This is a genomic window from Herbaspirillum sp. AP02, assembly GCF_015767275.1.
In the GTDB taxonomy this organism is placed as follows: domain Bacteria; phylum Pseudomonadota; class Gammaproteobacteria; order Burkholderiales; family Burkholderiaceae_D; genus Herbaspirillum.
In genome coordinates this window covers 34,655-53,489 of sequence record NZ_JADWMY010000017.1, presented here as the reverse complement: position 1 = coordinate 53,489, position 18,835 = coordinate 34,655, and the positions used below count along the sequence as shown (strand labels likewise).

At 61.0% G+C, this 18,835-nt stretch carries 16 protein-coding genes; 7 read left to right on the top strand and 9 right to left on the bottom strand.

The annotated features are described in order from the left end of the window. Positions 1-3 precede the first annotated feature (3 nt). The 6 genes from ccoO to hemN form a co-directional block, all read right to left on the bottom strand. On the bottom strand, positions 4-618 hold the full coding sequence (gene ccoO, locus I5R65_RS23405; protein WP_006464224.1) for a cytochrome-c oxidase, cbb3-type subunit II: 615 nt from the start codon (positions 616-618) through the stop codon (positions 4-6). 12 nt (positions 619-630) lie between these two features. After that, entirely contained in the window at positions 631-2,058 is a 1,428-nt protein-coding gene (gene ccoN / locus I5R65_RS23400) for a cytochrome-c oxidase, cbb3-type subunit I (protein WP_006464223.1), read from the bottom strand. A 186-nt stretch (positions 2,059-2,244) separates the two neighbouring features. Beyond that, positions 2,245-2,418, bottom strand: coding sequence for a cbb3-type cytochrome oxidase assembly protein CcoS (ccoS, locus tag I5R65_RS23395; RefSeq protein ID WP_180671154.1), 174 nt, complete (start codon positions 2,416-2,418; stop codon positions 2,245-2,247). Further along, on the bottom strand, positions 2,418-4,958 hold the full coding sequence (locus I5R65_RS23390) for a heavy metal translocating P-type ATPase (protein WP_180671153.1): 2,541 nt from the start codon (positions 4,956-4,958) through the stop codon (positions 2,418-2,420). Before I5R65_RS23390 ends, ccoS begins: the two co-directional genes overlap by 1 nt. A gap of 2 nt (positions 4,959-4,960) precedes the next feature. Beyond that, the gene (locus I5R65_RS23385) at positions 4,961-5,833 is read right to left on the bottom strand and encodes a sulfite exporter TauE/SafE family protein (RefSeq protein ID WP_180671152.1); all 873 of its coding nucleotides are present in this window, start codon (positions 5,831-5,833) and stop codon (positions 4,961-4,963) included. Positions 5,834-5,844: 11 nt separating this feature from the next. Further along, entirely contained in the window at positions 5,845-7,296 is a 1,452-nt protein-coding gene (gene hemN / locus I5R65_RS23380; RefSeq protein WP_180671175.1) for an oxygen-independent coproporphyrinogen III oxidase, read from the bottom strand. Between the two features lie 259 nt (positions 7,297-7,555). On the opposite strand from hemN, the gene I5R65_RS23375 reads away from it, so the two are divergent. Further along, positions 7,556-8,536: an SMP-30/gluconolactonase/LRE family protein gene (locus I5R65_RS23375; protein ID WP_231395303.1), complete on the top strand. Its 981-nt coding sequence runs from the start codon at positions 7,556-7,558 to the stop codon at positions 8,534-8,536. A gap of 196 nt (positions 8,537-8,732) precedes the next feature. Further along, positions 8,733-9,413 (top strand): hypothetical protein, encoded by a 681-nt coding sequence (locus tag I5R65_RS23370; RefSeq protein WP_370461031.1) that lies wholly within the window; start codon positions 8,733-8,735, stop codon positions 9,411-9,413. 9 nt (positions 9,414-9,422) lie between these two features. Here the strand turns inward: I5R65_RS23370 and yddG are convergent, their stop codons facing one another. Beyond that, complete coding sequence (gene yddG / locus I5R65_RS23365) at positions 9,423-10,325, bottom strand: aromatic amino acid DMT transporter YddG (RefSeq protein WP_180671151.1); 903 nt, start codon at positions 10,323-10,325, stop codon at positions 9,423-9,425. Between the two features lie 183 nt (positions 10,326-10,508). Here yddG and I5R65_RS23360 point away from each other — a divergent pair, with 183 nt between their 5' ends. After that, the gene (locus I5R65_RS23360; RefSeq protein WP_180671150.1) at positions 10,509-11,165 is read left to right on the top strand and encodes a 7-cyano-7-deazaguanine/7-aminomethyl-7-deazaguanine transporter; all 657 of its coding nucleotides are present in this window, start codon (positions 10,509-10,511) and stop codon (positions 11,163-11,165) included. A 92-nt stretch (positions 11,166-11,257) separates the two neighbouring features. Beyond that, a complete protein-coding gene (locus I5R65_RS23355) occupies positions 11,258-12,415 on the top strand; it encodes an MFS transporter (RefSeq protein WP_180671149.1) in 1,158 nt (385 codons plus the stop codon). A 72-nt stretch (positions 12,416-12,487) separates the two neighbouring features. On the opposite strand, the gene argE is transcribed toward I5R65_RS23355, so the two are convergent. Beyond that, the gene (argE, locus tag I5R65_RS23350) at positions 12,488-13,690 is read right to left on the bottom strand and encodes an acetylornithine deacetylase (protein ID WP_180671148.1); all 1,203 of its coding nucleotides are present in this window, start codon (positions 13,688-13,690) and stop codon (positions 12,488-12,490) included. A 480-nt stretch (positions 13,691-14,170) separates the two neighbouring features. Between argE and I5R65_RS23345 the strand changes: the two genes are divergently transcribed. After that, positions 14,171-14,641 carry a response regulator gene (locus I5R65_RS23345; protein WP_180671147.1) on the top strand — a complete coding sequence of 157 codons (471 nt, stop codon included), beginning with the start codon at positions 14,171-14,173 and terminating at the stop codon, positions 14,639-14,641. 123 nt (positions 14,642-14,764) lie between these two features. On the opposite strand, the gene I5R65_RS23340 is transcribed toward I5R65_RS23345, so the two are convergent. Continuing rightward, positions 14,765-15,007 (bottom strand): hypothetical protein, encoded by a 243-nt coding sequence (locus I5R65_RS23340; protein ID WP_180671146.1) that lies wholly within the window; start codon positions 15,005-15,007, stop codon positions 14,765-14,767. A 1,544-nt stretch (positions 15,008-16,551) separates the two neighbouring features. Here I5R65_RS23340 and I5R65_RS23335 point away from each other — a divergent pair. Next, on the top strand, positions 16,552-17,475 hold the full coding sequence (locus I5R65_RS23335) for a lipopolysaccharide biosynthesis protein (RefSeq protein ID WP_196872333.1): 924 nt from the start codon (positions 16,552-16,554) through the stop codon (positions 17,473-17,475). Between the two features lie 96 nt (positions 17,476-17,571). Further along, positions 17,572-18,756 (top strand): hypothetical protein, encoded by a 1,185-nt coding sequence (locus I5R65_RS23330; protein ID WP_196872332.1) that lies wholly within the window; start codon positions 17,572-17,574, stop codon positions 18,754-18,756. Positions 18,757-18,835 lie beyond the last annotated feature (79 nt).

Here is an 18,835-nt window from a genome sequence, read left to right as displayed (position 1 = left end):
GTCTTATCTCTCCGCCTTGATCAGGATGCCCAGGCCCTGCAGGTAGGCGATCAGCGCATCCTGCTCGGTCTTGCCGACCAGCTCGGCCGGGGCGTTCTTGATGTCTTCTTCGGTGTACGGGTCGCCGATGCGCTTCAAGGCCTTCATGCGCGAGACGATGTCGTAGTTGTCCAGCTTGGTCTGTTCCAGCCACGGGTAGGCCGGCATGTTGGACTCCGGCACCACGTCACGCGGGTTGTGCAGGTGGGCACGATGCCATTCATCGCTGTAGCGGCTGCCCACGCGTGCCAGGTCAGGACCGGTACGCTTGGAACCCCACTGGAAGGGGTGGTCGTAGACCGATTCGCCCGCCACGGAATAGTGGCCATAGCGCTCGGTCTCGGCGCGCAGCGGACGGATCATCTGCGAGTGGCAGTTGTAGCAACCCTCGCGGATGTACACGTCGCGGCCCGCCAGGCGCAGTGCCGAGTAGGGCTTCAGGCCGGCGATCGGCTCGGTGGTCGATTTCTGGAAGAACAGCGGCACGATCTCGGCCAGACCGCCGACGCTCACCACCAGCAGCACCAGGCCGATCAGCAGCCAGGGGTTCTTCTCGATCCATTCATGCGAAAACTTCATATTTCCCCCAAATCAGTGCGCAGCGTTGGTCACGGCAGGAATCGGTGCGACGGCCAGTTCGGTGCCGCGCATCGTGCGCCACGTGTTGTAAGCCATCACCAGCATGCCGGACAGGTACATCAATCCACCCATCAGACGGATGACGTAGTACGGATAGGTCGCCTTGACGCTTTCCACGAAGGTGTAGGTCAGGGTGCCGTCGCTGTTGACGGCGCGCCACATCAGGCCCTGCATCACACCGGCGATCCACATCGCGGCGATGTAGAGGACGATGCCGATGGTGGCGACCCAGAAGTGGATTTCGATGAGGTCCTTGCTCCACATCTGGGTCTTGCCAGACAGACGCGGAATCAGGTAGTACATCGCACCCATGGTGACGAAGCCGACCCAGCCCAGGGCGCCGGAGTGCACGTGGCCGATGGTCCAGTCGGTGTAGTGGGACAGGGCATTGACGGTCTTGATGGCCATCATCGGACCTTCGAAGGTGGACATGCCGTAGAAGGACAGCGAGACCACCAGGAACTTCAGGATGGGATCGGTGCGCAACTGGCTCCAGGCGCCCGACATGGTCATCATGCCGTTGATCATGCCGCCCCAGGACGGTGCCAGCAGGATCAGCGAGAACACCATGCCCAGCGACTGGGTCCAGTCAGGCAGTGCGGTGTAGTGCAGATGGTGCGGACCGGCCCACATGTAGGTGAAGATCAGCGCCCAGAAGTGCACGATCGACAGGCGGTAGGAATAGACCGGACGGTTGACCTGCTTGGGGATGAAGTAATACATCATGCCCAGGAAGCCGGCAGTCAGGAAGAAGCCCACCGCATTGTGCCCGTACCACCACTGGATCATGGCGTCCTGTGCGCCGCTGTACATGGAGTAGGACTTGGTCATGGTCGCCGGCATGGTCATGCCGTTGACGATGTGCAGGATGGCCACGGCGATGATGAAGGCACCATAGAACCAGTTGGCCACATAGATGTGCTGCACCTTGCGCTTGACGATGGTGCCGAAGAACACCACCGCGTAGGCGACCCACACCACGGCGATGAGGATGGTCAGGGGCCATTCCAGCTCGGCGTATTCCTTGCCGCGGGTGAAGCCCAGCGGCAGCGAGACCGCCGCACCGACGATGACCACCTGCCAGCCCCAGAAGGTGAAGGCGGCCAGGAAGTCGGAGAACAGTCGTACCTGGCAGGTACGCTGCACGACGTAATACGAGGTTGCCATCAGCGCACTGCCGCCGAAGGCAAAGATGACTGCGTTGGTATGCAGGGGACGTAGCCGGCCGAAGCTCAGCCAGGGAATCCCCATGTTCAATTCGGGCCATGCCAGCTGGGCGGCGATGAACACGCCGACCAGCATGCCGACTACGCCCCACAGGATGGTCGCCACGCTGAACTGGCGCACAACCTTGTAGTTGTAGCTATTTTCTTTGCTCACGAAACTCTCCCCACTATGTTGAGTACTGATCAACGCGAGCTTACGGGCCGAGTTCCCCTGCAGCATTGACGTGTATCAAAGCAGGGAGAAGCATGAAAACAAAGGCGGATAAACAACAGAAAAAACGCAGGAAAAACGCAGGAAAAGGCGCAAATCAACCCTTAGGGGAAGGTCCGACAGAGACGCTCAGGACGCATCCGGGACATCCTTGCCGGGGACGGCATCATCGTCATGAAGAATGCGCATGGCCGGACCTTCCAGGTCATCGAACTGACCACTGTCGGAGGCACGGAAGAAGATCCAGATCGCCACAAACACCAGCAAGGTGCTCAGCGGGATGAGCAGGTAGAGTGCCTCCATCAGACGCCTCCTGCCAGCGCCGGGGCGGCCGCCGCCGCGTCCCTGGACGCCTCGGCGGCGGCACGTCCGGATCCGTGCGCGCGCCGGCTCAGACGCAAGGCATTGCCCACCACCAGCAAGGAACTGAGCGACATGCCCACCGCCGACATCCATGGATCGAGCAGGCCGAAGGCGGCGGCCGGAATGGCCAGGAAATTGTAGACGCTGGCCCACACCAGGTTCTGCCGCACGATGCGCATGGTCCGCTGCGCCATGCCCGCACAATCGGCCACGGCCTGCAGGCGGTCGCTCATGATGACGGCATCGGCGCTGATCTGCGCCAGCGCGGCGCCCTTGCCCATGGCGAAGGAGACATCGCCGGCGCGCAGCATGGCGGCATCGTTGATGCCATCGCCGACGATGGCGAGCACCGCCCCGCCCTGCTGCAGTTGGCGCACGTAGTCCAGCTTGCCTTGCGGGCTGCACCCGGCGACCACGTCGGTGATGCCGGTAGCGGCGGCGACGGCGGCGCACACCTCGGGCTGGTCGCCGCTGAGAAGAATGGTGCGCAACCCGAGCCTGCGGAATGCGGCCACGGTGGCCACGGCATCGGGGCGCAGTGCATCGGCCAGATCGAAGCGCGCCAACCAGCCCGCGCTGCTGCCCAGGTACACCGCGCCAGCACCGGGTGCGGCCGGCTGATTCAGGGCGCCGGGCAGGGCGTCGCCAGCAATCTCGGCGACAAAGCGGCGCGTGCCGATGCGATGGACCACCCCATCGATCTCGCATTGCATGCCGGCGCCGGTCACCGATTCCAGCGCACCGATGTCGACCGGCGGAACCTTTTTCTCCACCGCTACCTGCACCAGCGCGCGCGCCAGCGGATGCAGGCTGCCACGCTCCATGGCGGCGGCCATCGCCAACATCCGCGACTGCGGCGCTTCACTCCAGAAGGCGGTGAGTTGCGGTCGCCCCTGGGTCAGCGTGCCGGTCTTGTCGAAGACGATGGTATCGGCCCGATGCAGGGCCTCCAGCACGTTGCCGCGCACCACCAGCGTGCCTTCACGCAGCAGCCGGTCGGTCGCCGCCGCCAGTGCCGAGGGCGTGGCCAGCGACAGCGCGCAGGGGCAGGACACCACCAGCACCGCTATGGCCGTCGTCCAGGCGCGCGAGGGATCGATCAGATGCCAGGCCAGGAAGGTCACCGCCGCCAGCAGCAGCAGGGCGACCACGAAGCGGGAAGCCACCAGGTCGGCCCACTGCGCCAAAGCCGGCTTGCCCTGCCCGGCCTGTTCGGCCAGTCGCGTGAGGGCGGCCAGGGTGCTGTCGCGGGTAGTACGCACCACCCGCAGCAGGACCGGCTGGCTCAGGTTGACGGCGCCACCGGGCGCCTCCTGGCCGGGCTGGAAGGCTTGCGGCCGGCTCTCGCCGGACAATAGCGCCAGGTCCAGTTCGGTCTCGCCTTCGAGCAGGCTGGCGTCTGCGGCAATGGTGTCGCCCGGTCGGGCCAGGATGACATCGCCCGGTTGCAGTTGCGCAGCCGCCACCAGCGTGGTGTCGCGTTGCTGCGGATAGCCGGCCAGCACCAGGGCCGAGGCCGGGAAGGCCTGCTGCATGCGCTCCAGCGCCGAGGCCGAACGGCGCCGCGCCGCGGTCTCCAGATAGCGGCTGGCCAGCAGCAGGAAGATGAACATGCTCACGCTGTCGAACCAGATTTCTCCCTCGCCGCGCCAGGTGGCGATGGCACTGCCGGCGAAGGCGGCGGCAATGCCGATGGCCACCGGCAGATCCATGCCGGGTGCACGCGCACGCAGGCCGGCCCAGGCCCCGGTGAAGAAAGGCAGGGCCGAATAGAACACAGCAGGGATGGTGAGGAAGAGACTGGCCCAGCGCATCAGCGACATCATGTCGGGATCGATGCCTTCATGGGTCATATAGACCGGCACTGCGTACATCATGACTTGCATCATCGACAGCCCGGCGATGAACAATTGCCGGAACAGGCGACGCGAGGCGCGCCTGGCCTGCTCACCCTGGCGCAAGGGATCGAAGGGATAGGCGGTGTAGCCCAGGCCACGCAGACCGCGCAGGATGACGGAGGTGGGACACAGGGCCGGATCACGGCGGATATGCAGGCGGGCGCTGGCGACGTTCATCTCGGCCATGCGGATGCCGGGCAGGCGCGCCAGGTATTTTTCGATCAGCCAGACGCAGGCCGAACAGCGCAGGCCGTCGATGGAGAGCACCAGTTCTTCGGACTGGTCGTCGGTGTCGGGAGCATCGTGATGCTGCGCCTGCAGGGGCAGGTCTACCAGCGCCAGCTCGGGTGGCAGCAACTGTTCAGGATTGACGCGTGCCGAGGGTACGGTACGACGCAGGTAGAAATCTTCACACCCGCTGTCGACGATCAGACGGGCCACGCTCTGGCAACCCACGCAGCACAGCGCGTGCATCTGGCCACCGATCTTCAGCGGCCAGGACGCCCCGGCCGGCACCGGCTGGCCGCAGTGGAAACACAGTTCTCCCTCCCCGCTCCCATCACCATTACTGTTGCCGTTCATGCTCAACCTCCATGGTTCGGAGTGATGCAGAACACATCGATCCAGCCACGGGCAATGCCCATCCCACCGATCTCGGCGGCACGCAGCAAACCCAGTATTCCGAAGGCCAGCACGATCACGCCGGCGGCACGTCGCACCGCGGGCTGTGCGGCCAGTTGGCGCAGACGCGCGCCCGACAGGCCCGCCGCCAACAGCACCGGCAGCGTGCCGGCGCCGAAGGCCAGCATGGTCAGCGCCCCCTGCACGGCGCTACCGGCCATCAGGGCGGTCAGCAAGGCGCTGTAGACCATCCCGCAGGGCAACCAGCCCCACAGGCTGCCGAGCAGCAAGGCCTTGACGGGTGTATCGACCGGCACCAGGCTCGCCGCATGCGGACGCAGGCGCGCCCACAGGCCGCTGCCCAACTGTTCGATGCGGGTCATGCCCGACCACCATTGGCTCAGGTACAGCCCGAGCAGCACCAGGATGATATTGGTCATCACATAGGCCACTGTCTGTGCCGGGGCCAGCCAGCCGAGCACGTCGGCGCCACGCAAGAGGCCGGCCGCGATGCCGCCGGCCATGGCGCCCGCCAGCGCGTAACTGGACAGGCGACCGAGGTTGTAGCTCAACACGCGTACCAGGTCCTGCGTGAAGACCGGAACGGTGCCATTGCTACCACCTGCCACATGAAGGGGAATGACGCGACGAAGACGGCCCGATTGATCCGGCACCAGCCCCGGGGCCGACGCCGAGACCGACAACATGGCCGGTGCGCGCACGGGCGCCGTCCGGCCAGGGCCCGCAGAACTGAGCGCACCGACGATGCCGCCGCACATGCCGATGCAATGCACGCTACCCATCAGGCCCACCAGGAAGATCGGTAGCAGGTTCACTTCAGCTCCACTCAGACCGTCTGGGAATAGCGCTGCGGCGCGTCCTTGTTCTGGATCGCAGCCTTCTCGCGCTCCTGCGTCAGGTAGCGGTCGAAGACCATGCAGATATTGCGGATCAGGAGACGGCCCTTGGGCTCGACGGTGATCCATTCGGGTTCGATCTTGATCAGGCCGTCTTCTTCCATCTGCTTCAGTTGCTCCATCTCGGTCGCGAAGTATTCGCGGAAGACGATGGGATAGGCGATTTCCAGCGAATTGATCGACAGCTCGAAGTTGCACATCAGGCGCTGGATGATCAGGCGGCGCAGCACATCGTCCATGCCCAGCTGGATGCCACGGGCGATGGGCAGGGTCGAGTTTTCCAGGCGGGCGTAGTAGCCATCAAGCGTCTTTTCATTCTGGCTGTAGCTGCCGCCGACGGCGCTGATGGCCGAGACGCCGCAGGCCACCAGATCGGTTTCGGAATGGGTGGAATAACCCTGGAAGTTGCGGTGCAAACGGCCCTGCTGCTGGGCGATGGCCAGGTCGTCGGTCGGCTTGGCGAAGTGGTCCATGCCGATGTAGACATAACCGGCCGCCGTCAGCTGGCGGATGCACAGGGACAGCATGTCGAGCTTGCTGTCGGCGCTGGGCAGTTCGTCCTCCTTGATCTGACGCTGGGTCTTGAACAGCTGCGGCATGTGCGCGTAGTTGTAGACGGCAATGCGGTCAGGACTGGCGGCGATGACCTTGGCCAGCGTGCGCGACATCGACATCACGTTCTGCCTGGGCAGGCCGTAGATCAGGTCGATGCTGATCGAACGGAAGCCGGCGTCACGCGCCGCCTGGATGATCTGCAGCGTCTGTTCCTCGGATTGCACGCGGTTGACCGCCAGTTGCACTTCCGGGTCGAAATCCTGCACGCCCAGGCTGACACGATTGAAGCCCTGCTGGCGCAGCTTGTGGATGCGTTCCACCGACACGGTGCGGGGATCGATTTCGATCGAGTATTCGCCCACGTGATCAGGTGCCAGAGCGAAGCAATGACGGATGTGATCCATCAGGTCCGCCATCTGTTCGTCCGAGAGATAGGTCGGCGTGCCGCCGCCGAAATGCAGTTGCTCGACCTGGTTCATGCCCGAGAACAGCGAGCCCTGCATGCTGATCTCGCGCTTGAGGTAGCTCAGGTAGAGCGCGGCCTTGGAGCGGTTCTTGGTGACGATCTTGTTGCAGGCGCAGTAGTAGCAGATGGTGTCGCAGAACGGAATATGCAGGTAGAGCGACAGGGCGCGCCAGGCGCTCATGCTGCGACGGTCGGAGACCGCATGCAGGTAGTCGGTCACGGCGAAGTCGTTGGAAAAACGATCGGCCGTGGGATAGGACGTGTAACGCGGGCCACGCTGGTCCATTTTGCGCAGCACGCTCTTGTTCATGCCGGCGAGACTGGCGGAAGGATGCAGGGTGGACGGATGGGCGACTTGCATGCGATGCTCCTGGCCGGCCGCCGCGCCGGACTGACGCGGCGCGCACATGCGCTGGGCCGCGAGCCCACCGGGCGAGCTGGTATTGAGTGGAGCTTGCAGGATAGTCACTTCATACGCGGACCACATTGATATGCATCAAAGGGCTGGCCAGGTCCTGCGTCTCCCCGCGCTTTCTGACGCGGTACGGCTACGAGTTATCATCCTGCCCAGCATCATGATCGCCCTGCAACCACGATATGGCACAGATCAAGGAGACTCCATGACCACCCCTTCGCCCACCCCTTCGCCCACCTCTTCCCCGAGCTCTTCCGGCATACCATCGAGCCTGCCGGCCCACCCCTACGAACATTGCGATCCCCGCTTTTCCGGCCTGATCGTTCCCAGCGCCCGGCTGGATTGCCTGCACGGCGGCAGTCGCTGGACCGAGGGCCCGGTCTATCTGCCGGCCACCGATGAACTGATCTGGAGCGACATTCCCAACAATCGCCTGCTGCGCTGGTCGGAGGGCGCGGGGGCCGGCGTGTTCCGCCAGCCCTCCGACTACAACAATGGCAATACCCTGGACCGTGAGGGCCGCATCGTAGGCTGCCTGCATGGCGCGCGCGCCGTGGTGCGCACCGAGCACGATGGTCGCCGCACGGTGCTGGCTTCGCACTGGCAGGGCAAGCGTCTCAATTCACCCAACGACGTGGTGGTCAGGTCGGATGGTTCGATCTGGTTCACTGACCCGGCCTACGGCATCGACAGCGATTACGAAGGCCACAAGGCCGATAGTGAAATCGGTGGCTGCCACGTCTATCGCATCGACGGCCAGAGCGGTGCGTTGACGCTGGTCAGCCATGATTTCGAGCGCCCCAACGGACTGGCCTTTTCGCCGGATGAAAAACGGCTCTACATCGCCGACACCGGCCGCACCCATCGCGCCGACGGGCCCCACCATATCCGCGTCTTCCAGGTCGGTGACGATGGCCAGCTCAGCGGCGGGCAGGTCTTCGCCACGATCACGCCCGGCCTGGCCGACGGCTTCCGGATCGATGCACTGGGCAATGTCTGGACCAGCGCCGGCGACGGCGTGCATTGCTATGCGCCGGATGCCCGCCTGCTGGGCAAGATCAGGGTGCCGGAGGTGGTGTCCAACGTCTGCTTCGGCGGGCCGCGCCACAATCGCCTGTTCATTACCGCCACGACCTCGTTGTATGCGATCTATCTGGCGGTCAACGGCGCCCGGCGGCCGGGCTGACAAAGCGACATGAGACCTGGGTGAAGCGAGCCCCCCACTGTGGCGTAAAGGGAACGCGACCGTTTGTCCGCGCTTCCCTTTTGTTGCTTTTCGGCACTGTCGCGCTTTACACCCTCTCCCCCTCGCCCATAGGCTGCGATGGTCAGGTCTGCGTCTGCCTGAACCATCACTTGTCTATCATTCCGGGGGATTCTTCGTGCACCGTCTTCATCTTTCCTGCGCTTGCCTCATCGGCCTGGGCGCCGCCAGCCTGGGCAGTGTTCATGCCGCCAACATCGGCCTCAGCGGCGACATCGGCACCACCGGCGTGGGCGTCCACCTGAGCGTCCCGCTCACCCAGCAGCTCAATGCGCGCTTCGGTGTCAACTACTTCGATTACTCGTTCAACTCCAGCACCAATGACGTCAATTACGACGCCCGTGCCAAGCTGCGCACCTTCGATGCCTTGCTGGACTGGTTCCCGTTCGACAATGGATTTCGTCTGTCGGGCGGCGTGATCTACAACGGCAACAAGATCGACGCCACCGGCAAGCCCAAGGCCAACGGCATCTACACCATCAACGGCAATGTCTATACGGCGTCCCAGGCCGGCCAGGTCGATGGTCGCATCGATTTCAAGAAGTTTGCGCCCTACCTGGGCCTGGGCTACGGCAATGCCGTGGCGCCCAACCGCGGCTGGGGCGTTACGGCTGATCTGGGGGTCATGTTCCAGGGCAATGCATCGACCTCGGTCAGCAACTCGGGCTGCAACGCCAGCGCTGCCCTGTGCGCCCGCCTGGCCACCGATGTCGCGGCGGAAAACGCCGAACTCAGCGACAAGGTGCATGGCTACAACCTGTATCCGGTCATCCGGGTCGGCGTGAGCTACAAGTTCTGATCCCCGCCGTCAGTGCTCGGCCACGCCAGCCTGGCTGCGCGTGGCCCGCCAGCACAGGATGGAACCGGCACACACCAGCGCCGCGCCGACCCAGAACGAGGCCGGCAGCGGTGCCCGCAACAGCAGCGCCGATAGCGCCGACGACAACACCGGAATGAAATAGGACGCGCCCGCCAGCACCGTCACCTTGCCGTGCAGGATGCCGACGTTCCACGCCGCATAGCCCAGTCCCATGGCGGCCGCCGCCAGCAGCAGGTAGACCAGCGCCGGCAGGCTGAACGACAGCTCGCCGGCGTGACCACCCAGCAGGAACTTACCCCACAGGGCAAGTGCCACCAGCATGAAAAACGGGGTCACGCCGTTCTGGCCGCCGGCGATCCGGGTCGTCACTGTGCAATAGGCAGCCCAGATGATGGCACCGGCGAAGGCCAGCCCATAACTGAGCGGGTTGTGCTGGATGTTGACCAGCATGCCGGCCATGTCCAGCCCCTGGTCGCCGCCCAATACCCAGCAGATGCCCAGCATGGAAAGAAGGAAGCCCGGTACCACCAGCAGGCTGGCACGCTGCCGGCCGAACAGGATGGCGGCGATCATGGTGAAGGTCGGCCACAGGTAATTGACCATCCCCACCTCGATGGCTTGGCGTCCGCTATGGGCATAACCGATCGACAGCGACAGGCACAACTCATAGGCCACGAACAGCACGCTGCCCCACAGCAGGTATTTGCGCGGAAAGTTCGACAGGCGCGGAAAACCCACCGACACCAGCAGGATCACCGAGGCCACCGTATAGATCGCTGCCGCCCCGCCGGTCGCGCCCAGGTGGTCGCTCACGCCACGGATCAGGCCGACAATGGCGCTCCACAGAACGACCGCGCTCAGTCCGATCAGGGTTGCCTTGTTGCTGTTCATGACACCTACCCAAAAGCGCAGAAGTGTACCTCAATGCCCCCGTCACGCGGCCAGACCGGCAGGGTGTGGCCGCACTATGCTAGAATCTTGCCCCTTCCGTGTCTGGTGCCACCGTTTCTACTTCAGGGCGACCAGGCCTCTGTTCCATGGGTTCCCTCACCCCCATTCATCAAAAAGGTTCTGATGACGACTCTCGACTTGCGCCGCTACGCGGCCGTGCTGACCTGCCTTTCGCTGTTCCACCTGCTGGTGATCACCTCCAGCAATTACCTCGTGCAACTGCCGGTGTCCATCTTCGGGCTGCACACCACCTGGGGCGCGTTCAGCTTTCCCTTCATCTTTCTGGCCACCGACCTGACCGTGCGTTTCTTCGGGGCGGCGCTGGCGCGTCGCATCATCTTCGCGGTGATGCTGCCTGCCCTGTTCATTTCCTACGGCATCTCGGCGCTGTTCTACATGGGCCAGTGGCAGGGTTTCGGCGCGCTGGCGCACTTCAACCTGTTCGTGGCGCGCATCGCGGCGGCCAGCTTCATGGCCTACGTGCTGGGCCAGGTGCTGGACGTACAGGTCTTCAACCGCCTGCGCGCCTCGCGCCACTGGTGGCTGGCACCGTCGGTGTCGATGATCTTCGGCAATGCCAGCGATACCATCGCCTTCTTCTCCATCGCCTTCTGGCGCAGCAGCGATCCCTTCATGGCCACGCACTGGGTGGAGATCGCGCTGGTCGATTACGGTTTCAAGATCGCCATCAGCCTGCTGTTCTTCCTGCCTGCCTACGGAGCACTGATGTCGGCGCTGAAGAGCTGGTTCGCCCGCCCTCTGGCGGCCGATCCGGCCTGAGTCCTGCAGGCGATCCCATAGGACGGTAAACTGGCGGCTTTGCGCGACCTCCACGTTGCGCCCTTCCTTCACCCCTCCCACCTGGACTGCGCATGAACTGGCCCCTGTTTGCCCTTGCTGTTGCCGCCTTCGGCATCGGCACCACCGAATTCGTCATCATGGGCCTGTTGCCCGACGTGGCACGCGACCTGGGCGTATCGGCGCCCGCAGCCGGCATGCTGGTGTCCGGCTATGCCCTGGGTGTGGCGGCCGGTGCGCCCATCCTGGCCATCCTCACGGCCAAGTGGCCGCGCAAGCAGGCGCTGGTGGGATTGATGTGCCTGTTCATCCTGGGCAATGTGCTGTGCGCGATGGCCCCCAACTATGCCTTCCTGATGGTGGCCCGAGTGGTCACGGCCTTCTGCCACGCGGCGTTCTTCGGCATCGGCTCGGTGGTGGCGGCCGAACTGGTCTCGCCGCAGAAGCGGGCGCAGGCGGTGGCACTGATGTTTACCGGTCTGACCGTGGCCAATATCCTGGGCGTACCGCTGGGAACGGCCTTCGGTCACGCGGCCGGATGGCGTTCCACCTTCGGCGTGGTGACTGGCATCGGCGTACTGGCCGCCATCATGCTGTGGGCCATGCTGCCCCGCAAGATCGCCATGCAGGGGGGCAATATCTTCCAGGAATTCCGCTCCATCATTGACGCCCGCGTGCAGCTGTCGCTACTGACCTCGACACTGGCCTCGATCAGCATGTTCAGCGTCATTACCTATATCGCCTACATCCTGCTGGACGTGACCGGTTTCACCACGCAACAGGAGAGCTGGGTGCTGCTGCTGTTCGGCGCCGGCATCACCGTCGGCGGGCTGGTCGGCGGCAAGCTGGCCGACTGGAAGCTGATGCCGGTCATGTGCGCCGTGTTCCTGTGCATCGCCATCGTGCTGGGATTGTTCTCCTTCACCAGCCATTACAAGTGGCCCACGCTGGTCACCATGTTTGCCTGGGGCGCATTTGCCTTCGCGGTGGTGCCGGGCGCACAGATCCGGGTGCTCGATACCGCCCGCGGCGCGCCCAATCTGGCCTCGACCCTGAACCAGGGTGCCTTCAACCTGGGCAATGCCACCGGCGCATGGGTGGGCGGCCTGGCGATTTCGGCCGGCCTGCCGCTGACCGACCTGCCGCTGATCGGCTCGGTCTTCGCCTTGCTGGGTCTGGCGACGGTGGCTTTTTCCGCCTCTCTGGACAAGCGCGTGCGCGCTGTGACCTGAGCCTCGCGTTCTACGCAAAAAAGGCGCTTGCCCCGAAGGGTCAAGCGCCTTTTTTCAGCCATGTGAGATAGTTCAGACAGGCGCCAGATGAGCTGAAGCGATGAAGTTATCGAAGAAGCTTTCGCAACGCGCCAGTTGCTCCAGCGTGACGAATTCATTGGGCTTGTGAGCATGCACGATGTCGCCCGGCCCGCAGATCACCGCCGGCATCCCGGCCTGGCCAAACAGGCCACCCTCGGTGCCAAAGCCCACCTTGCGCGCCCGCTCGCTGCCCAGGATGCGCAGCGCCGAGGTCACCAGAGGATCATCGGCCGGCGTACTCATGCCGGGATAGGCGGTCAGGGTCTCGAACTCGATGCGCCCTTGCGCACCCTCGATGTGCATCTGCGGCAGCACTTCCCGTTCGGCGTAACGCTTCACTTCATCGAAGACCTCGGCCGGATCAATCCCCGGCAGGAAGCGGTGTTCGAAGACGAACTCGGCCTTATCAGGGATGATGTTGGGCGCATTGCCCCCGTTGGACAGGGTGGTGACGATGGAGGAATACGGCACGTCGAAGTCGTAGTCCTGCACCTCGGAGTTGCGCACCCGCAGGGCAATTTCACGAATCTTCAACTGCATCATCGCGGCGTAGTCGATGCTGTTGATGCCCAGGTGCGGGCAGGACGAATGCGCCGCGTGACCATGCACGCAGCAGCGGTAGGAGCGCTTGCCCTTGTGGGCAATGACCGGTTGCATCATGGTCGGCTCACCGATGATCACCCCGGTGGGCTTGATGTCATTCTGCTGCAGGTCAGCCAGCAGCTCGCGTACCCCCAGGCAGCCCACCTCTTCATCGTATGAGAATGAAAAGTGCAAGGGTGTGTGCAGGCGGCCTTGCTCGATGGATGGCAGGCGCGCCAGACAGACAGCGATGAAACCCTTCATGTCGCACGCACCGCGACCGAACAACTTGCCATCCGCGACATGCGCCACGAAGGGGTCGGTGTCCCAGTTCTGCCCCTTGACCGGCACCACATCGGTATGCCCGGAAAAGACGGTCCCGAAGCGGCCTGGTCCGGCATCACCGATGGTGGCGAAGAGGTTGGCCTTGCGCCGCTCGGCGTCATAGGTCAAACGGGTGACGGCGCCATGGCGTTCCAGGTAATCGCGAACCCATTCGATCAGGCCCAGGTTGGATTCACGGCTGATGGTATTGAAACCGATGAGAGTCTTGAGAATATCCAGCGTCTGCTTCGTCGGTTCCGAAGCGGCTGTTTTCAATGCTGCGTTCATGATGATGTTTTGCCTGTTCAAATCCGGAACACCGGGCTGCCTGCAGGAAGGACAAGCGGCCTCCGGGTTCCGCCTGGAGTGCAGCAAGCCCCGTGCCACCATGGGCCGCCACTGGGCCGGCGCCCTGCTGCCCGGAGCCCGGAATTTACCAGCGCACCTCACTTCCCGGACTACGGGATTGGCTCTGTCCGCTCCAGCGGGTGCGTCCCTGCTCAAAGCGGACAGCTTACACCGCAATTGCGGCGTTGGCATGCATCCCGGCCACGCCAGCATTCCTGTCACACGGGAATCGATCGGCGATAAGGGGAACGTCATCGCAGCGACTGAGCCGCCTCATCAGGAAAATCATGATATGAGTTTCCAGTCATCTTTGTCAGACTGCAGTTGAAGTTAGACGCCAAGAGAAACGCCCGCAGAGGCGACGATGATTCCTTGGTGCAGCAATGGTGATCAGGGTCACTTGCAGAGAAGGACGAGACCATGAAACCGCCGATCATACTGATGATAGAGTCGAACGGCGAAGCAGTAGAGCTGGCGCGCTTTGCGCTCTGGCGCAACAATTTCCATTGCGTGCTGCAGTGGTATGACGAAGCGGATGCCGCCATCGAGCGCCTGTTGCAGAGCCGCCGACAGGACGGTGACAATGAATTGCCGGGCATGATCTTCCTCGACCCGGGCATGATGGAGAACAACGGACTGGATTTCATCCTGGCGATGAAATCGGGCCGGGCAACCCGCGCCGTCCCTATCGTCGTCTTCCCGGACAGCGATTACCCCCCCGAGATGCCGGACCTGATCGAAGCCGGCGCCGTCGAATACCTGCTCAAACCCGAGACCAGCCAGCAATACATGGAAGTCGTGGTTGACCGCGCCCGCCGCTGGAGCAAGCGGCGCCGCCGGCGCACCGCCCCTGTCTGCATTGCCAGGGGCGACGACGCCATCGAGTCTTGAGCCCAGAGTCCTGAGCCGGGCCGGGCCGGCGCGGAAATGAAAACGCCGTGACGACACATCGTCACGGCGCGAGGTTCAGCGACAGCCAGCCTGGACGGCCCGACCTGATTCGCTGAATGCCGCCTACTTCTTCACTCGCGAACTGATGTGCGCATCGAAGTCACGCTGCGCTGCTTCCAGCTTCCTGAGAGCCTCCTGCCAAGGCTGGTAATCGGCTTGGGTCAACCACGAACCACCGGGATTCTGCTTCCACTGTTCGAGCTTGACGGTCATCTGTTCGTATTCCTCGAGCTGCGCCACCAGGAGCGCTTCCATCTGTGTCTTGAGCTCTTCGGCGCGTGTGATCCAGGGATCCTGTTCCGACATGGACATCTCTCTTTCGTGAAGAATGAAGGTTGGGGGCAAATCCTAACACGAACGCGATGCCTCTCAGACGGGTGACGAACTGGATGGGAGGCGGCTTTTCTGAGCTTGTGCCGGAGTCGGGCCACTGGCCCTTCAGAGGCGCCAGCCGAGGCAGACCAGGAAATTGCTGACGCAAATATATTTCGGCGACGTGGCAGTTCAGAGTATGCCGATTCCTCGCCCGAGGAGCTCAATCATTCCGCAGAATTGCCCAGTCATGTGCGAGGGCTCAATGGCTTGGTGAAGAGTTCTTTCGATCATGCCGTTCTCCTGTGATAAAGCTTATTCAACGGAATTTTTCCCGAACTGGCAGGCCGGCCGACTTGACCATCAATTTGACCATCAATACCAAGTATTAGCCGATATCAGAGGCTAACAGCCAGGTATCCATGTTGTCCAAGATATTAGCCTGTGCACTCGACGTACATGCCAGCATCGCTGCGATAACAATAATTTTGCGCATAGTCCTTGACTATAAGTACCAACGCGGTAGTGCGTTTGGCGATGTACACATCCTGCTGAACAGCGACTTCTGGATAATTTCTATCTTCGGCGCCAATATTTTATTTGAAAAGGTGACGTGCCCCTCGAACTGGATCAGGGTCAGTTCGAGGGGTACACCAAAAGGGAATAGAAAGCCGCCGCAGCGTTTGGAATACAAGCGTGGGCTTTGACCTGATGCATAAGGCAGCTCTAGGTGAGCACACCGTCCGAAAAGCAAAAACCGCTATCGGCTTTCGCTGATAACGGCTTCTTGGTATCTGGTTGCAGGGGGCTTTAGTTGTTACCTACTCTCCAGGATAGACTGAAACAAGACCAGCAGTTGCGAGCAAGCGCCGTCCCTCGACCACCATTACGACAGATTGTTGCGACCAGCAGCATGTCGTTTTTCTGAAGCGCCACGATGTATTTAGGCCGTCTCAGTCATTCCTATGACTAAATTTCTTCGTCGGCTCTCATAGATCTGCGCTCTGCATGGAATTATCTTGATCGTGCATCGTCTCATCCAAATCACAATCACCGACCCTAATCTTGCCATCCTGACGGTTCGCATAAATTCTCGTAATATGAGAATAATTCGCTAGATTCTTCCCTTTGTAGGTTTCTTGACAGAGATAAAAATTAATATCCAGCGTATCACACCAGAGCAAAAAGTCTTGTTTCGAAATGCCGCCTTTAATTATGGTGGCATTATATGCAGGGCAGCTCTTAGCATTTTGCTAATCCCAGTATATGTAAAGTACCTTCCGTCGGGGCAGTGGGGTGTAGTTGCCTTCTGTATGACCCTTCAAGGTTTTCTCACTCTGGTCGATGCGGGACTAGCCCAAATCGTTCCGAGGGATATTGCACGCGCTGGCGCCTCTGCAAAGTTATGTGCCCATACATTCGCGAAATTTTCTCGAATATATCTTTTTCTAGCTGGCCTAGTACTTGGCCTTGGCCAAATTGCTGTTCCGTGGCTCGCGTCCACCTGGTTAAAGCTGGACAGCATAGAGCCATCAGACTTGGAGTTCACACTGCGACTGGCTTTCGTATTGTTTTTCTTTCAATTCTGGAACACAGTTCATCTAGGTTACTGGAATGGGACGCAGGAGCAGCACCGGTCCAATATAAGCCAAGTCGTTTTTGCAAGCCTCAAGCATGGCGGCGCTTTATTGATGCTGCTCTGTTGGTCACCCAGTGCCAAGTCTTATTTGATCGCATTCTCGGCTGGTGCAGCAATTGAATGGGTATGCAACCGCAAACTAATTGCGACCGACCTACCCCAACATCCATCCAGGCTCACCTTCTCTGAACTATATGCAACCGCGCGCTCTACTGCGACCCTCTCTCTTGGGGTGGTTTTAGGGATATTGGTCTCTCAGTTGGACAAATTGCTCTTGCCAGGAATGGTGTCGATCGACAACTACGGTCGATATGCAGCGGTAGCAGGCCTTGGGCTCGCCTTTCTTCAGTTCCAATCACCTGTCGTCAGTGCACTCTATCCCCGTCTTGCGAAGGAGCTGCCAGTCGGTGAAACAAAATCTCTACACACATTAGTTCTAGCGGTCATAGCAACCAATATATTGCCCTGTCTAATAGCAGCGGCAGCCGCGGGCTGGTTGCTTCATCTCTGGATTCGCTCCCCCATAATCGTCAGTATGGGCACCCTCCCGCTGCAACTGATTCTTCTCTCCATCGCGGCTAATTCCGCCTACCAGATTTTTTACCAGCAGATCCTCGTTTTTGGAGACGGGCGCTACGTAATGTGCATCAATGCGTGCAATATCATCGTTGTTACTGTATTCATTACTCTCGCAGCCCCTCACATAGGCATCGTCGCAGGGGGCGCCGGTTGGCTGCTTGGCGCGTGCGTACAGCTGATAGCAGGACTGATCTGGGTTTTCGTTCGTAAACCCAGAATGATAGTGGCCAAAGCCATAAATTAATTACGTAAAACACCAATGCCCTTCCCTGAACGAACATCAGCTCAGATCTTTTGGTCCGGCACGGGGTTGTATCTAATTATAGGTTTGGCTGTGGGGTTGTTTACCCAAGTCCACTTCACCGAAGCGCTTCATCTAGGCATAGCTGTGACCGATGTCTCCGCACTCGCTCATTCATTAAGCGAAGTCTATGACCTCAACACATTTCTGTACATCAGACGCTATGACCTCGGCGGATTGATGCTGCTTTATGCCCCTGGCTATCGCATAAGTCCGTCGTTTTACTTAACAATTAACGCTCTCCTTTTCATAGGGTCAGCGCTCATATACAAGCGATTAATAGTTGATCGGCTTTCTGATGGAGGCAGCCTTACAGTAGCTATGCTAGGCCTACTCGGCAACCCGTTCTTTCTGCTGAATATGGCCGGGCCGAATAAGGAACTCCCCCTTCTCCTGTTGACATTGCTGTTGGCATTTAACCTGACGAAAAAAACTAAGGGTTGGTTCTGGAAAAGCACCCTGATAGCAGGCCTCACCACCTTTTTCCGGGATGGCTATGGCATGTTACTGATGATCTTCGTCTTCGTGTACTACCTCGGCCACATCCCAAGATGGCGGCTTCCGCTGCCCGCGAAAGTAATTTTTATATGCCTAGCGATCTCTGCAGGTGCGGCTATATTCTCGCATTCGCTAGCGGAGTGGTTACCATTTGTTCGACGAAATCTGAGCGTGGCAAACCTTCTTCCACATGACGAAGCGGCCGGCGGGGCTATCAGCGCCACCACATGGCTTGATATCCTCAAGGTCTTTGTGCAATGGGGACGGCACCTCGTGTTGAATGCCACCAGTCTTGCATTATTCCCGATGCTCACTCAGCAGAGCGGCTCTATCTATTGGATCGGAGTGAGTTACACCATTTTCGGGTTTCTTAATCTGGTGGCCTGCATCTGTGCCATCTTCACGCTCGTTTCGACGATGAAGGCCGATACGAACGTCACCCAACAACTTGACGCTTGGGCGCTGGCACAAATTCTATCTGTCATATGGCTGGGCTTGTTTGTACTGATGTCGGCTTCAGCCTATGTTCAACCGCGTTACCAGATGACGATTTTGCCCATCGGCGTATCGGTAGTTGCTCTCCACACGCGCCATGTCCGTCGTGCGATTCTATGGGTTCCGATTGTGCTTGCTCTCGGATTTCTTGCGACACGCTACGCGCATGGGGTACTGCCTCCGACTGTTCCATCCGATTTTTTCCCAGTCAATCCGTACATACCCCGCTGAAGTGTGATTGCGCCATGGCCGAGTGCGGGACGTCTTAGCACGGGAAAGAGAATCTCGCTGAAAGAAACAAACGCGAAAT

Coding starts and splice junctions, on each gene's coding strand:
- ccoO (WP_006464224.1), bottom strand. CDS start 618: ATGAAGTTTTCGCATGAATGGATCGAGAAGAACCCCTGGCTGCTGATC.
- ccoS (WP_180671154.1), bottom strand. CDS start 2,418: ATGGAGGCACTCTACCTGCTCATCCCGCTGAGCACCTTGCTGGTGTTT.
- I5R65_RS23390 (WP_180671153.1), bottom strand. CDS start 4,958: ATGAACGGCAACAGTAATGGTGATGGGAGCGGGGAGGGAGAACTGTGT.
- hemN (WP_180671175.1), bottom strand. CDS start 7,296: ATGCAAGTCGCCCATCCGTCCACCCTGCATCCTTCCGCCAGTCTCGCC.
- I5R65_RS23375 (WP_231395303.1), top strand. CDS start 7,556: ATGACCACCCCTTCGCCCACCCCTTCGCCCACCTCTTCCCCGAGCTCT.
- yddG (WP_180671151.1), bottom strand. CDS start 10,325: ATGAACAGCAACAAGGCAACCCTGATCGGACTGAGCGCGGTCGTTCTG.
- I5R65_RS23360 (WP_180671150.1), top strand. CDS start 10,509: ATGACGACTCTCGACTTGCGCCGCTACGCGGCCGTGCTGACCTGCCTT.
- I5R65_RS23355 (WP_180671149.1), top strand. CDS start 11,258: ATGAACTGGCCCCTGTTTGCCCTTGCTGTTGCCGCCTTCGGCATCGGC.
- argE (WP_180671148.1), bottom strand. CDS start 13,690: ATGAACGCAGCATTGAAAACAGCCGCTTCGGAACCGACGAAGCAGACG.
- I5R65_RS23345 (WP_180671147.1), top strand. CDS start 14,171: ATGAAACCGCCGATCATACTGATGATAGAGTCGAACGGCGAAGCAGTA.
- I5R65_RS23340 (WP_180671146.1), bottom strand. CDS start 15,007: ATGTCGGAACAGGATCCCTGGATCACACGCGCCGAAGAGCTCAAGACA.